The following is a 14,454-nucleotide window of genomic DNA, read 5'->3' as shown; positions in this document are numbered from 1 at the left end:
ATCGGCAACGCCCGTACGCGTTCGGCCAGCGCGGCCATGCCAGGCATGCGGCAGGGCGACGCGACATGCAGTCTGCTTCGGCCTGTCGGCCAATGCTCATGGTCTTGCCCACGTTTTATCTTAAAATCGAGTCGCGCTTGCATTCTCCGATGTGTCGAATGCGACGGGTCGAATCGACGGCCTGTCGGCTGGATGGAACGGAGCCGGAACGGTTGCCCGAATCCTGCGGCTGTCGGTGGATGCGCGATCAAAAGCCTCGGGGAGAAATGGGACGATGGATGAATTCTTTGTGCGTGTGATGGTGGCCGATGACCACCCGTCATCCGCAATCGGGATGTCGCAGGCGCTCGCCGATAGCAGCACGATCCGGTTCGTCGGCTCCGTGTCCAATTCGACCGATCTCGTGGCAGCGCTCGACGAGAAACCGAGCGACGTGCTGGTGGTCGACTATGTGATGCCCGGCGGCAAGTTCGGCGACGGGCTCGTGCTGCTGTCGTTCCTGCAGCGCCGCTATCCGGCGCTGAAGCTCGTGACGATCACGATGATCGATAATCCCAGTGTGCTGCACGCGATCCGCAAGCAGGGCGTCGGCTGCATCCTGAGCAAGTCGGATGCGATCTCGCATCTCGTCGGCGCGGTGCACGCGGCGTACGTCGGCGCCAACTACCTGTCGCCGCATATCAAGCAACTGCTGGAGTCCGCGGGCACATCCGATTCGGCCCGGCCGCTGACGACGCGCGAGATCGAGGTGGTGCGGCTGTTCGGCGCAGGCTACACGGTTGGCGAGATTGCCGCCCAACTTCACCGCAGCAAGCAGACGATCAGCTCGCAGAAGACGAGCGCAATGAAGAAGCTCGGCATCGTGCGCGATGCCGATCTGATCCGATATGCGAGCGACGGCAACCTGGTCGACGCTTCGGCGCCCGACGCGCCGGCCGCTGGCGAATAGCCGGCGCGCTGAACGGGGGCGCGCCGAATGTATCGAAAAGTGCCGAGCGCGGCGGCGGGCGATCCGGCCGGGCAGTCTGCCGGATGCGCACGTCCGGCGCGTGATTGCCGCGTTCGCCGCCACCGATAATGGATCCATGCCCGCAAAACTGAAACGACTCGCGTCGCACGCGGCCAGGCCCGTGACCGGCCACAAGGCGTTCGATCCGTACCGGGTCCGGCGTCAGCAGGCGCTTTTGCTGTACGGCGGCGGCACGGCGGTCACGCTGTTCATGCTCGTCTGCACGGCGCTCGTCCTGTGGCTAGACGTGCAGGACTACTACTCGCGGGCGCGTTCGACGTTTCTGCAGCGCGAAGCCGTGTTTTACGCGACACAGCAGAGTGCGGACCGGATGCTGTTGAACCTCGGGAACCGAGTGGAACAGGCCTGGAATCGGGATTTGCGACCGTCGCCGGAAGCGATGCGGGCATTATCGGCGCAGCAGGGCCGGTTGCCCCTGCGGACCGAGGGCGGCGGAGAGCCGATTCTTTTGGTGGCCGGGATCGGGGTGGACCATCCCGCCGAATCGTATGCACGGTATCTCGGGACCGCGCTCGGGCTAATCGGCTCGAATACGCGATATCGGCCAAAGCCGGCCGACGCCGAGCCCTTCGGTGGCTATCTGATCGGGCTCGACGCCCCGTTCTTCGCCGTGCAGGGCGAAGGGCTCGTCGCGCGCGCACGTGCGCTTCCGCCCGATATCGACGTGAAGGCGCTGATTGCCGCGCTGATGCCCACCGGTGCGGCGAAGCAGAAGCCCGACATGGAGGACGCCACGTTCATGCTCGATCGCCGCTTCGATCCGATCGTCGGGCGTACGCTCGTGCGGTTCGCCCGGCGGCTGGACGACGCGGCCGGACGGCCGTTCGGCTGGGTCGTGTTCAACGGCACGTTCAACCTCGGCCACGTCATGTCGCCGGACTCGGACGACGAGGATATCGCGGTGGTCGATGCGCGCCGGAATATCGTGTTCGGGAACCTGCGCGATCCGGCGATGATCGGGCATGCGCTGGCCGGCGTTCGCGATCCGTTCGGCGAGCACGTGATCGTGCGCAGGATCGGCACGCGGTTCGTCGTCAGCGACCGCCTGCCCGATTCGAGCCTCGTCATGGTGACGACTTTCTCGTGGCGCAGCGTGGCGAAAGCGATCTGGGTCCGCGCGAGTGTGACACTCGGCATCGCGCTGTTCGGCATTGCGCTCCTCTGGTTCACGATCGTCGTGTTCGATCGTCGCGCGCTGCGCCCGGCAAACCGGCGCGCGATCCGCCTGATCGAAAGCGAGGCGTTCAACCGGACGCTGATCCGCAACGCACCGGCCGGGCTGCTGCTGCTGTCGGCGGCCGATGGCGAAACGATGGTGCGCAACGACGCCGCGCTCGCGTACGAAGATGGCGTATCGGGGCTCCCGCTCGGCAAACGTATCTGGCGGGCCTGTCGCGAGCGACAACGGGCCGGCGCGGACGAGCGGCGCTTTGTCATGCAGCAGGAACTGGCGGTCGAGCGTACCGGTCACGACACGACGTATCTCGCGGCGTACATCGTCCGCACCAGGTTCCGCGGCGTCGACGTGCTGCTCTGCACGCTGACCGACGTCACGGCCCGCAAGCTGACCGAGGACAAGCTGCGCGAAGCGCGCGTAGCCGCGGACGATGCCAACAAGGCGAAATCGACGTTCCTCGCGACGATGAGTCACGAGATCCGCACGCCGCTCAATGCGATCGTCGGCAACCTGGAACTGATGGAGCGGGCCGAATTGCCGGCGGTCGAGCGGCACCGCCTGAAGACGATCGTCTCGTCGTCGGATGCGCTGCTGCGCGTGATCAACGACGTGCTCGACCTGTCGAAGGCGGAATCGAACCAGATGGCGCTGGAGCAGATTCCGTTCGACTTGAAGCGCGTGCTGCAGGACGTCGCTGCGATTTTCCGGCCGCTCGCGGAAGCGAAAGGGCTGACGCTCGAGTGCGGTATCGCGGCCGAACTGGCGGATGGCCATATCGGCGACCCGACGCGGCTGCGGCAGATCGTGTCGAACCTCGTGGGTAATGCGATCAAGTTCACGGAGCGCGGGGCCATTGCGATCGACGCGCGACTCGCTCGCGGCGACATCGGCGCCGGCCACGTCGAGATTGCCGTGCGCGATACGGGCGTCGGCATTCCCGAGGAGGCGTTGCCGACGCTGTTCGACGTCTACATGCAGGCCGATGCTTCGATCTATCGCCGTTTCGGCGGCACCGGGCTGGGATTGCCGCTGTGCCGGCGCATTGCGCGGTTGATGCACGGCGAGCTGACGGTCGAGAGCCGGGTAGGCGCGGGGTCGACGTTCGTGGCAACACTGCCGCTACCCGCCGCGCCTGCCGGCTGGCGGGGGGCAGAACCGGAACCGGATGCGGCGCACGCTCCGAACGCGCCGCAGCAACACGATGACCTGCCGCCGCTACGCGTGCTCGTGGCCGAAGATCACCCGGCCAGCCGCGCGCTGCTGCGGGATCAACTCGACGCGCTCGGCCACGACGCGACGATCGTCGAGAACGGTGTCGAAGCGATGCGTGCGTACTTCGAGCACCCGTTCGACGTGGTGCTGACCGATCTGAACATGCCGCAGCTAGACGGCTTCGCATTGGCGAATTTCCTGCGCGAGCAGGGCGCGCAAGTACCGGTGATTGCGATGACCGCTCACGCGACCGATGAAGATCGTCGCCGCTGTGCACAGGTGGGGGTGGCGGCGGTCGTGCTCAAGCCGTTGTCGATGGATGTGCTCGACGCGGCATTACAGCGGCATGGGGGGCAACGCGGCGTGCGGGCGGAGCATGCGCAATCCGCTGCGCGCGAGCAGTCACCGGTCGTGACCGACGAAATTCGCCACGCGTTGCGCGAAGCCACACTGCGCTCGCTGGGTACGATCGAGGCGGCGCTGTCGAACGGCAACGCGAATGCGCTTGCGATAGAACTGCACTCGATGCGCGGTGGTTTCGCGCTGGCCGGCGACAGTGTCGCGCGCGACGCGTGTGCACAGATGGAAGCGACCGTGAATTCGGGCGGCGCCGCGGCGTTCGCATTGCACTGGGACGCGTTCCGGGTTGCGATCGAACATGCGCTGGAGCGGATCGGCCATTGAGGCGGCGCGGTGATCGTCAAGGATCGTCGCGCATCCTGCCGGACTGGGCGTCATGATGTCGGTCGGCGCGCAGATGGAAACGACTGGAAGCAAAATCGGGCAGCGGTGCATTCATTAAAGGAAAGCAAACGCGTCGTGCGGGGATAGACGCGATCGCGAGGCGCCGCGGCGCCTAGCCGATTCGACCGACAGCGGATGTGCCACGGCGATGGCGCTTCGCCGCCCGCCGTGGCACGACCCGTACGAACAAGTAATTCATTCTGAACGGATCAATACGCCGAGGTTGCTGCCGATCCGTTCATCGCTGCTTCCGCTTGCACGATTGCCCCATAGCGCCCGGTAGTCGACACCGGCGAGCGCTGTAGTTCTGGCGATATTCACTCAAGGACGAATTGCCGAACACGTCGAACGTTCGCGAAATTGCGGTCGGCGATGGCACTGCCGGTACGCCGCGAATGGTCGATCACACCGTTGTCGATCCCGACGAGCCCGCCGATGCGCGGCGCTTCCGCGACATCCAATGCTTCAAGACAGCAAGCATTGGCCGTTCGATCCACGCATGACAGGCACAACCGCATGCGCAGACTGTAGCCAGCGTCGCGAGCACGGTCGCCGTGCCCAGCCACGTACCGGTATCGAGGCGCACCCCGACGATCTTGTTCGCTGCACCGATCACATACGGATGCAGCAAGTAGATCGAATAGCTCGCATCGCCGAGGCGGGCGAGCGTCGCGCTCCCGATTGACCAGCCCCGCAGGTCGAGCGCGACCGCCGCGACGATCAGCACGAAGGCCGGCATGCCCCACCAGAAAACACGTTCAAAGCCGGCCGGCGTGCCGGACAACGTGGCGGCGAGCGGTATCGCCGCGAGCGCCGCCGCGGCCGCAGCGAGCCACGCGAAGCGCGGAATGCGCCCGGCGATGCGGGTTTCCAGCAGACGGCAGGCGAGTACACCGAGCCCGAATTCGAGCACGAACGGCTGGCCGAGATGGGCGGCGACTTCGCCTGCCGGGCCGCCGGCGGCCACGTACGCGCAGAACAGCGCAAGCGCGAAGGCCGCGAACGTCGTTGCATGGCGGGCGCGGACGAACCACATCGATCCGGCGATGACGAGGTAGAACAGCATCTCGTATTCGAGCGTCCAGCCGTTGAGGTTCAGCGGCCCCCAATGGCCATTCTCCTTCACGTACGGCACGAAAAGCAGCGACTTGACGAGATAGCCGAGGCCGGCTGTCGTCGAATTCAGCCATTGGGGCTTCACGGCCGCGATCGCGAACACGCCTAGCGTGGTCAGCCAGTAGAGTGGCACGATCCGGATCAGGCGCCTGCGCAGGAACGCGTGCCCCTCGCGTGGCGCGACGACGGACATGATGAAGCCGCTGATGACGAAGAAGATATCGACGCCGGCCTGCCCGAATGGCAGCACGCCCATGTGATAGCCGACGACGGCGAGCGCCGCGAATGCGCGTGCGCACTGGAGATTCCGGAAGATGCCGGAATGGATGGGGAAGGTCTGCATGTCGGGTTCAGCGGGGGGTGTCCTCGTGCGCCAGGCGGGCGAGCGTCGGCGCGGCGGGAACGCTTGGTTGCGGTGTGTCGTTCGTCGCGGCATCGCGCTTTGGTCCGCGTCGACCGGCACGCGAATCGAATCCCGCGAACTGAAGCGCGCACAGCAAGGCGACGCTCGACAGGTGGCGTGTATAGCTGCCGAGATCGGGTTCGAACAACATCGATACGGCGACGTGACCGATGACGACGCAGGCGAGAAGGTCACGGGCTGGATGCGCGTGATGCCGTGCGCGACGCCACACGGCAGCCAGCGCGATCCATACGAACAACTGCATCGCGCATTCCTTGAGGCCCACGTCGAACAGCAGCGGCAGATTCAACCGCAGCACCGCATACGCATAGTTCGCGCAAAAGGCGATGAACGAATCGGGAGCGACCGGGTTGTAGAAACTCGTGCGTGCGCCGAACGGCGAGCCGTAGGCGAGATAGTCGGCGGCCATGTCGCGAGGATGCTGGAGCAGGTAGTACACGTCCGACGGCAGCAGGAACAGCGTGATCGCGGCCGCGCCGATCAGCAACGTCCTGCCGCGCCATGACACGTGCCGGAACAGGAAGGCGGCCAGCGCGATCGCGAGAACCAGCGCGAAGTAACTGCGTACGACGGCCGCGTAGCCGGCGTAGAGCGCGACGACGGCCGCGAGGGTCCACGCGGTCGATCGACGTCGCGCAGTACTGGCCAGTACGAGCGCGATCAGGACGACGAGCGTGTCCTTGCTTGCGACGAACAGGTTGAAGAACACGCACGGCGCCAGCAGGACGATGGTCGCGGCCACCGACCCGAGGCGGCGGCCTTCGCCGACGATCCGCCAGATGAACGCCGTGCCGATCGCGGCAACGAACAGCGACGTGCCGGCCGGGCCGAGCAGCGCATAGAATTTCGCGACCGCATCGAACGACGTGCCCTCGTAGGTGCTGCCGCCGCCGATCTGGCTCTGGATCTTCTCCGCGTCACGGAACACGAACTCGGGCAGGAGCGTGCCGGCCTTGGCGTAGACGATCCAGTAGACGAACACGATCATCGCGCCGACGGTGCGCGTCACGCCGCGGCTCAGTGCCGGGCCACCGGCTATCAGGTTACGCAGCATGCAGGGCAGTCTCCTTGCTGACGGCCGCGCGGGACCGGCCGGTGCGTGCGACGATCAGCGCCAGCGTGGCGACGATGCCGGCGCTGGCCGCCAGATGCGCGATGGCCGCCCCCATCGCGCCAGCGTGGACGATCAGGCTCCACGCAAGCGGCAGGTACGACAGCGCGAGCGCGATCATCGACAGCATCACGGTGCAGCCGGTACGCAGCGCGATCGCGGCCGTCCACAGCACGTCCGCCGCGCCGCGCAGCACGAACGACACGAGCAGGATCGCGAGCAGCGCGAACTGCCCGGTGCCCGCCGGCTCGTGCGCGAGCGCGAGCAGGTCGCGATGCAGCGCGAGGATCACGGCTGCCGCGATCGAGGTGACGGCTACGCTGGCCACCGTCGCGCGCACGGCAAGCCGGGAGAATGTGTGCGGCGCGTCGGACAGCACGCGCACGAAGCGCGGGCCGGCCGTCACGACGACGGTTGAGAACGCGAGTGCCTGGATCGCATTGGCGATCGACCAAGCGAACACGTACCGGCCGAGCGCATCGGCGCCGAGGTGGCCGCCGCCGATGAACCGCTCCGCGTATTGCAACGATGCGAGGACGATGCCTGCCACGTAGAACGGCATCCCGTGCCGCCAGACCGACAGCACACCGCGCTCGCGCACGGCCGGTGAGCGAGTAGCCTGCGGGTTGCCGCGCACCCGGCGCGCAGCCGCGCCGATACGCCACCACGAAAGCGTGACGACGCACGCATTGGCCGCGAACCAGAGCGCGAACACCGATTCGATCGAATGCAGGGTGCCGGCGAGCAACCCCGTTCCCGCGACGCCGGCCCATGCGCCGGTGCGGACGAACAGCAGCAGCGAGCCGGCGCGAGGGCGATTCAGCGAGAACAGCCAGCCGTTCGCCTCGAATGCCGCATGCTCGGACAGCGCGACGAGCAGCACGCACCACGCGAGCCGCGTCGATAGGCCGAAGCGGGCGAGCAGGGCCGCATCGCCGTTGGCGGTCGCAATGGCGAGCGTCGCGACGAGCAGCAGGGAGAGCCCGCCGTACACGATGCAGAGGGTGCGCATTGCGCCGAACGCGGGCAGCGGATCGGGTTCGCTGAGTCGCCGGTTGAGTTCGGGACTGAAGCCGAGGCCGAGCAGCTTCGATGCGATCACGGCGGCGGCGACCGCGAGCCCGTACGCGGCGACCGCGTCGAAGCCGAGCGTGCGCGCGACGATGATCGCGAGCGCGAATTTCAGGCCGAGCGCCAGGCCGCGCAGGAGCAGGCGCGTCAGCATGGTACGGCCTCGTCGGCTTTGGCTTTGGCTTTGGCTTTGGCTTTCGTTTCGATGTCGGGGTCGGGGTCGGAATCGGCACGATGGGCCGCGCGCAGCGCATCGATCACGCGCGCGCGTGCGGCACGGATGCTCGCAAAACCGCCCTGTGCGGCATTCCAGAACGCCATAGCCGCGCCGGGTGCGAGGATCGTCCGGCAGACGCGCGCCGGATCGAAGTCCGCGCCGTTGACGACCCAGTCGCCGAGCTTCATGTCCGCATACGCGCCGAAACCCTTGCGTTCGTAACTGACGTGGAAGGCGGGTACGCCATGCAGGATCGATTCGAGCGCGCCGTGCAGGCGAACCGACACCGTGACGTCCGGCCGGTCGGTTTCGAGGAGCGTCTTGAGCGGCGTCAGCGGTTCCTGGATGCCGAGGCCGCGGTAGTACGCAGGATCGTCGTTGCCGCGCCCGGTGCTTTGCACGGCAAAGCTGACCCGGCACGTCGCACGCACCTGTTCGACCATCCGCGCGATCGACGCGTCGTAGCGCGCGCGTCGCTCCGCGCTCCAGGCGGGCGCGCGGCGCAGCACGAACGCGACATGGCGGGCGGTATCGCTTGTCGGCGCGGCATGCCGAAGGATGGTCTCGCTGCGATGCCCGAAGTCGAGCACGGCGAGATCGGGCGCGCGCCGCGTATTCGGATTCGCGGCGAGGAAGGCGGCGGAGCGGTCGTCGCGCACGAACACCGAATCGAACGCGCCGAGCAGCGACTGCAGGTGCGTGCCGACGGCGCGCGAGGACAGCACGGGGCCGATGCTTTGCGGCAGATAGACGGCGGGCTTGCCGGAAGCGAGCGCGGCCCGCATTTGCAGCAGGTGGCCGGCTTCGAGCTTGAGCGCTTCGATGGCCGTGCGCGCACGCAGATAGCCGCCGCCCACGCCGACGATCAGGTCGACTTCGTCGAGCAGGCCGCGCAGTGCTTTCAACCTGCCGTTCATTCGAACGGGCAGCGCGGCGGTGGCGGCACCGACCAGCCGGTCCGTGCCGCGCGCCGCGAGCACGGGCGCCGCGCATACGTCGTCGTATGCCGGAAACGAAGCCGGATCGGCCGCGACGATCGACACGCGGACGGCATCGCCGAAGGCCTCATTGAGCAGGCCGACGGACAGGTCGACCAGCAGGCCGTCACCGGAATTGCGGGCGCTGTACGCGTGCAGCAGCGCGACGTGAGTGGGGGAAGTCATGCCGGGCCTCGTCGGGAAAGGGTGTGATAGAGGTCGAGCGTGTGCGCGACCATCGTTTCGGCCGAGAAGTGACCGAAGGCCGCCGCGCAGTTCGCGCGCATCGCGTCGCGTGCGGCCGGATCGTTGGCAAGCGCGACGATTGCGCGGGCGAAGCGCGTCGTGTCGTCTTCGTTCGGCACCACGACGCCGATGCCATGCGTGTCGATCAGCTCGGTCGCGCCGGACACCCGCGTGGCGACGATCGGCACGCAGGCGGCCATCGCTTCGAGACACACGTACGGAAAGCCTTCGTAGCGGCTCGGCAACGCGAACAGGTCGAATGCGGAGAAATAGCGGCTCGCGTGATTCACGCGGCCGGCGACGTGAAGATTCGGCGGAAGATCGTCGGCTTCGTTGCCGGCCGCCGTGATGAAGTCGCCGGAACCGATCGCGACGATCTGCACGGTGCGGCCGCATTGGCGATACACGCCGCGCGCGATCCGCACGAGACGGTCGATGCCCTTCTGATGATCGAAGCGTCCGACGAAACCGACGACGTGCGCATCACACGCGATGCCGAGTGCCCGTCTTGCCGCCTCGCGCGGCATCAGTGCGGGCGGTCGGACGCCGTTGACGATCGTGTCGATCCGCGCAGCCGGAATGCCGAGCGCTTCGTTCAGGTGTTGCGCCTCGTCGCGCGAGACGGCGACGATCCGGTGCGTGAACAGGCGGCCGAGCAGCCGCTCGATGGTTCCGTAGAAACGGCGCTGGCGGTTGCCCAGCGTCGGGTTCAGCGTATAGACCGCGTGCGGCGTGTACACCTGCCGCCACGGCCCCTGGCACAGGCGCGCGATCGCGCCGGCTTTCGAGCTGTGGCTGTGCACGATGTCGGGACGGATACGCAGCAGGTGGCGATAGACGTGGGCGATCGCGAGCGCGTCGCGCCAGCCGATCGCGCGCTGCATCGGCACCGTATGCACGCTTGCGCAGCGTGACAGCACGCGCGCATCGAGGATCGTTGCGTCGAAACGCGGGCCGTGCGGCACGATCAGGTGCAGTTCGATGCCGTCGGTGGCGCCCAATCCGTCGATCAGGTCGGCGAGATGGACGGCCACGCCGCCGCCCGCGGCTTCGACGACGAGCGCGATCCGCAGGCGCGCCGCACGGGCCGGGGCTTGCGGTGAGCACGATTCGGTCGTGGCGGAAGCGCCCGCCGGCGCGGCATCGCGTATCGCGACGCGTTCGAGGTGACGGGTATCGCTCATCGCGGCTCTCCCCGGCGGCCGGACACGAGCGCGCGCAGCGTGCGGCCGATCGACGCTGCCAGGCCGCGACGCGGCGGCGCGTAACGGTACTGCGTATAGCGATAGGCGCCGTAGCGCGAGCCGTACCGGCCGACGTGCGGATCGACGCCGTTGAGCAGCACGCCGCTCGCGGCGACACCGTTGTGCGCGAGGCGCCGCATGGCTTCGTCCAGTTCGGCGACGCGTGTCGAGGCGGCGCGCGCCGTGAGCAGCACGGTGCCGGCATGGCGGCCGAGCGTGACCGCATCGGTCACCGCGAGAATCGGTGCCGCGTCGATCACGACGACGTCGTAGCGGGCCGACAGCACGTCGAGCAGCGCGGCAACGCGTTCGTCGGCAAGCAGCTCGGACGGATACGCGGGCACCGTGCCGGTCGGGATGAAATCGAGGCGTGGCACCATGTCGCGGCAGGTCACGTCGGCCGGTGCGGCGGTGCCGGACAGCAGCTCGGCGAAACCGCGCTCGCGCGGGACACCGAGCGATTCGTGCAGATGCCCCTTGCGCAGGTCGCCATCGACGAGCAGCACGCGCTCGCCGTTGGCCGCGAGCAGCGCCGCGAAATTCGCCGCGACGAACGACTTGCCCGCGCCCGGCGCGGGGCCGGTCAGCAGCAGCACGTTGTTGCGCGCGCCCTGCATCGCGAAGCGCAGCGCCGTGCGCAGGCTCCGCAGGCTTTCCACGGCCGGGTCGTGCGGGTGCCGCGCGCTCAGCAGGTTCGGCCCCGGTGCGTGCTGCGCGATGCGGCGCGCCATCTGCCGCTGGGCCGCCGAATCGGGAATCGTCGCGTAGACGTCGATGTCGAGATGCCGCTCGATCTCGTCCGCGTGACGGACGCCGCCGAACAGGAAGTCGCGTGCAAAGGCGAGCGCGATGCCGAACGCGAGCCCGATCAGCGCGGCCGCCGCGATTACGACGGGCCGCTTCGGGCGCACGGGATCCTCGGGCACGATCGCCGTATCGACGAGCCGCACGCTGCCGGTCTTGCCGGCCTTGACCAGTTCGAGCTGCTGCGTGTTCGCGAGCAGCGCCGTATAGAGATCGGTGTCGACCTTCACGTCGAGCATCAGCCGAACGGCGTTTTGCTGCAGGTCGGGCAGCCGCCGCACCTGACGCTCGAACCCGCTTTGTTCGCGGCCGAGCGTGGCGATCTGCGCGTCGAGCGCGACCATGTCGGGGTGGCCCGGCGCGAAGCGCGCGGCCATCTCGTCACGCTTTTGCTGCAGTTCGAGGCGGCGCGTGGTCGCGTCGGCCGTCTGCTGCAGGATCAGCTTCGCTTCCTCGGTCAGGTCGATCGTGCCGTTCGCGTTGCGCATGTCGGTGTAGCGCTGCTCGGCGTCCTGCAACTGGCGCTTGAGCACCGGCAGCTGCGCGTTGAGGAACGCGAGCGATTGCGCCGCGTCGGCGGACTTGCGCTCGATGTGCTGGCGCACGTAGTGGTCCGCGACTGCCTGCAACTGCGCCTGGATTCGTTGCGGGTCGGGGCCGCGCAGCGTCGCGACGATCACGCCCGACTGCTTGATCTTTTCCTGGACGTCGAGGCCGCGCCGCAGCGCGTCGATCGTCTCGGCGCGCGATTCGCGCACGAGCGTGAAGCGGGTGGCAGGATTCGCGTCGATGCGCGCGACGTCGAGCGCGATCGGGCCGCTCGCGGTGGGGAAGGTTTCCAGGCGCCCGATGCGGCCGGTGACGGCCGACGGCAGCGCGGGCCCGGTCAGCCGGTAGCGCTGGCCGTCGAGCAGCGTCAGTTCGAAGCGCTCGCCTTGGAGTGGCCTGGGCACGTCGAAGCGCGCGACGCCGATCGTTTCCTCGCTCCATGCATAACCGCCGAAACCGAGGAGGCCGGGGTGCGCGATGCCGGTGTTGAAGCGCGACACGAAATCGCCGACCAGCGGAAAACGCTTCGGCTGCGCGACGATGTAGCTGCGCAGCTCGTCGACGGCACGCGTGACGACGAGCCGCGACGCGAGAATCTGCGCTTCGGCCGACGCGCTCGACTTGATGTCGAACAGCGACGACACATCGCCGAGCATGCTGTTCGCGGCGGACGGGGCGCCGCTGTCCTCGACCTGGAGCAGGATGTCGGCCTGGTATTGCGGTGGGGCGAGAAATGCGTACAGCGTGCCGGCGCCGACGCAGGCGGCGGCTGCCAGTGCGATCAACCAGCGTTGGGACACGAGCACGTCGACGACGCCGGCGAGGTCGAGCTCGGCGCCGCGATCGTGCGATCGTTCGCGGGAAACGGGAGAGGTCATCAATTCGGTCCGGAAAGCGGGGTGGAGGGGGCGGCGGCCGGCGCGATGCGCGCGCACCACGCGTCGACGCCGCGCTCGATGAGCCGCAGGCTGTGTTCGAACGACGCGCGTGGGCCGAGATACGGGTCGGGTACGTCGAAGCCATGACCGGCGCTGCCGAGGCGGAACACGCGGCCGCACAGGAACGGGTGGCGGCGCTCGAGCCAGCGCTTCTGCCCGAGGTCCATCGTCAGGATCAGGTCGGCGCGCGTGACGTGTCGTGACGACACCTGGCACGCGCGGTGCGTGGCGAGGTCGAGGCCGCGCTCGTGCATCAGGCCGATGGCATGCGGGTCGGCCGGCTGGCCGTCGAGCGCGCCGATGCCGGCCGACCGCACGTCGACGCCGGGCAGGCGCGCTGCGAGCAGCGCCTGCGCCATCGGGCTGCGGCAGACGTTGCCGACGCACACGACGAGCAGCGTGGCGACGGCGCTCATTTGACGGCGAGCGCGGCGGTGGCGCTGGTGTTGACGCCGGGCAGCAGCAGGCTCAGCACGCGGCTGAAGCGCACCAGGCCGTTGCCGTCGACATAGACGATGTCCTTCGGCTGCAGCGCGAACTCGTTGGCGAGCACCATCGACACGGGCGAGCGCGCGTCGAGGTGGAACACCTGCGGGTCGCCGGTCTGCGAGCCGCGGATCACGAACATCTGCGCGGCGTCGGCGGTATTCGCGTTCACGCTGCCCGCCTGCGACAGCGCGTCGGACAGCGTCAGCCGGCCGTCGCGCAGCGGCACCGCGAGCGACGGCTTGTTCACCTCGCCCATCACGTACACGCCGTAGTCGCTGCGCGCCGGCACGTGCAGCAGGTCGCCGGCGGCCAGCACGACGTCGGCCGGATTGCGGCCGTCGCGCAGCATGCGCGTCAGGTCGAGCGGATAGGACACGCCGTCGCGCACGAGCGTCATGCGGCTCTGGTCGGCGGCCGTGGCGAGCCCGCCCGCGCGGCCGAGCGCTTCGTAGAGCGTCATCGGCACGTCGTTGACGGGCTGCGCCCCCGGCGTGCGGACTTCGCCGTCGATATAGACCTGCTGCGAGCGAAACGACGCGACACGCAGCGTCACTTGCGGATTGCGATAGACGCGCGACAGCGCGGCGGCGATGCGCGCCTGAGCGGCGTCGGCCGTGAGACCGGCGACCGGCACGCTGCCGGCGAACGGGAACGCCACGTTGCCGTGCGGATCGACGACGAAGCCCGCGACCGGATCGGCCGTGCGCGGCGCGTTCTGCTGCGCGGGGCCTTGCGCGGCAGCGAGTTCGGGGTGATCCCAGACGGTGATCTGCAGCACGTCGCCGAGGCCGAGGCGGTAAGCGCCCGGTGCAGCCGCCAGCCGGTCGGATGGCAGGTTCTGCTGCTGCGCGGCCTGTACGTCGAGCTGGCGAATCAGGCTGGCGTCGATCGTCGTGATCCGGAACGGCAGGGCACTCCCGCTGGTGTTCGCGTGCCCGGCAGGCTGGCCGTCGGTAGCGGCGGCGGGCGGTGGGCTCATCTGCATGCCGGGCGCGAATGCACAGGCCGACAGCGCGACGCTGACCGTTGCGGCCAGCAGCGTGCGCATGCGGTAGGGACGTGCGGATCCGGCCCGCTCGATCATGGCGGAAGTCATCAGTCATCC

Annotated in this window: 10 protein-coding genes; 2 read left to right on the top strand and 8 right to left on the bottom strand. The window is 68.3% G+C overall.

Annotated elements, in window-relative coordinates:
* The first annotated feature begins 274 nt into the window (after positions 1 to 274).
* Entirely contained in the window at positions 275 to 949 is a 675-nt protein-coding gene (locus G3O06_RS00390; protein ID WP_205814505.1) for a response regulator, read from the top strand.
* A 136-nt stretch (positions 950 to 1,085) separates the two neighbouring features.
* Complete coding sequence (locus tag G3O06_RS00385; RefSeq protein ID WP_205814504.1) at positions 1,086 to 4,103, top strand: ATP-binding protein; 3,018 nt, start codon at positions 1,086 to 1,088, stop codon at positions 4,101 to 4,103.
* A 463-nt stretch (positions 4,104 to 4,566) separates the two neighbouring features.
* On the opposite strand, the gene G3O06_RS00380 is transcribed toward G3O06_RS00385, so the two are convergent.
* The 8 genes from G3O06_RS00380 to G3O06_RS00345 are packed head-to-tail and all read right to left on the bottom strand — an operon-like array spanning position 4,567 to position 14,445.
* The gene (locus G3O06_RS00380) at positions 4,567 to 5,622 is read right to left on the bottom strand and encodes an acyltransferase (protein ID WP_205814503.1); all 1,056 of its coding nucleotides are present in this window, start codon (positions 5,620 to 5,622) and stop codon (positions 4,567 to 4,569) included.
* Positions 5,623 to 5,629: 7 nt separating this feature from the next.
* The gene (locus G3O06_RS00375; RefSeq protein ID WP_205814502.1) at positions 5,630 to 6,757 is read right to left on the bottom strand and encodes a hypothetical protein; all 1,128 of its coding nucleotides are present in this window, start codon (positions 6,755 to 6,757) and stop codon (positions 5,630 to 5,632) included.
* Complete coding sequence (locus G3O06_RS00370; protein ID WP_205814501.1) at positions 6,747 to 8,039, bottom strand: polysaccharide biosynthesis protein; 1,293 nt, start codon at positions 8,037 to 8,039, stop codon at positions 6,747 to 6,749. The genes G3O06_RS00375 and G3O06_RS00370 overlap by 11 nt, the downstream gene beginning before the upstream one ends.
* The gene (locus tag G3O06_RS00365; protein WP_205814500.1) at positions 8,033 to 9,265 is read right to left on the bottom strand and encodes a polysaccharide pyruvyl transferase family protein; all 1,233 of its coding nucleotides are present in this window, start codon (positions 9,263 to 9,265) and stop codon (positions 8,033 to 8,035) included. The genes G3O06_RS00370 and G3O06_RS00365 overlap by 7 nt, the downstream gene beginning before the upstream one ends.
* Positions 9,262 to 10,509 carry a glycosyltransferase family 4 protein gene (locus G3O06_RS00360; RefSeq protein WP_205814499.1) on the bottom strand — a complete coding sequence of 416 codons (1,248 nt, stop codon included), beginning with the start codon at positions 10,507 to 10,509 and terminating at the stop codon, positions 9,262 to 9,264. Before G3O06_RS00360 ends, G3O06_RS00365 begins: the two co-directional genes overlap by 4 nt.
* Positions 10,506 to 12,800, bottom strand: a complete 2,295-nt coding sequence (locus G3O06_RS00355) for a polysaccharide biosynthesis tyrosine autokinase (protein ID WP_205814498.1) — start codon at positions 12,798 to 12,800, stop codon at positions 10,506 to 10,508. Before G3O06_RS00355 ends, G3O06_RS00360 begins: the two co-directional genes overlap by 4 nt.
* Positions 12,800 to 13,276: a low molecular weight protein-tyrosine-phosphatase gene (locus G3O06_RS00350; protein WP_205814497.1), complete on the bottom strand. Its 477-nt coding sequence runs from the start codon at positions 13,274 to 13,276 to the stop codon at positions 12,800 to 12,802. The genes G3O06_RS00355 and G3O06_RS00350 overlap by 1 nt, the downstream gene beginning before the upstream one ends.
* The gene (locus tag G3O06_RS00345; protein ID WP_205814496.1) at positions 13,273 to 14,445 is read right to left on the bottom strand and encodes a polysaccharide biosynthesis/export family protein; all 1,173 of its coding nucleotides are present in this window, start codon (positions 14,443 to 14,445) and stop codon (positions 13,273 to 13,275) included. The genes G3O06_RS00350 and G3O06_RS00345 overlap by 4 nt, the downstream gene beginning before the upstream one ends.
* Positions 14,446 to 14,454 lie beyond the last annotated feature (9 nt).

This window comes from Burkholderia sp. Ac-20345 (genome assembly GCF_017104825.1).
Classification (GTDB): Bacteria; Pseudomonadota; Gammaproteobacteria; order Burkholderiales; family Burkholderiaceae; genus Burkholderia; species Burkholderia lata_B.
The sequence above is the reverse complement of the archived record's forward strand: the minus strand, read 5'-3'. Positions and strand labels throughout refer to the sequence as shown.

What these genes read in the sequence shown, in the direction of transcription:
- G3O06_RS00385 (WP_205814504.1), top strand. Translation starts at nt 1,086, where the DNA reads ATGCCCGCAAAACTGAAACGACTCGCGTCGCACGCGGCCAGGCCCGTG.
- G3O06_RS00345 (WP_205814496.1), bottom strand. Translation starts at nt 14,445, where the DNA reads ATGACTTCCGCCATGATCGAGCGGGCCGGATCCGCACGTCCCTACCGC.
- G3O06_RS00350 (WP_205814497.1), bottom strand. Translation starts at nt 13,276, where the DNA reads ATGAGCGCCGTCGCCACGCTGCTCGTCGTGTGCGTCGGCAACGTCTGC.
- G3O06_RS00390 (WP_205814505.1), top strand. Translation starts at nt 275, where the DNA reads ATGGATGAATTCTTTGTGCGTGTGATGGTGGCCGATGACCACCCGTCA.
- G3O06_RS00375 (WP_205814502.1), bottom strand. Translation starts at nt 6,757, where the DNA reads ATGCTGCGTAACCTGATAGCCGGTGGCCCGGCACTGAGCCGCGGCGTG.
- G3O06_RS00355 (WP_205814498.1), bottom strand. Translation starts at nt 12,800, where the DNA reads ATGACCTCTCCCGTTTCCCGCGAACGATCGCACGATCGCGGCGCCGAG.
- G3O06_RS00370 (WP_205814501.1), bottom strand. Translation starts at nt 8,039, where the DNA reads ATGCTGACGCGCCTGCTCCTGCGCGGCCTGGCGCTCGGCCTGAAATTC.
- G3O06_RS00360 (WP_205814499.1), bottom strand. Translation starts at nt 10,509, where the DNA reads ATGAGCGATACCCGTCACCTCGAACGCGTCGCGATACGCGATGCCGCG.
- G3O06_RS00365 (WP_205814500.1), bottom strand. Translation starts at nt 9,265, where the DNA reads ATGACTTCCCCCACTCACGTCGCGCTGCTGCACGCGTACAGCGCCCGC.
- G3O06_RS00380 (WP_205814503.1), bottom strand. Translation starts at nt 5,622, where the DNA reads ATGCAGACCTTCCCCATCCATTCCGGCATCTTCCGGAATCTCCAGTGC.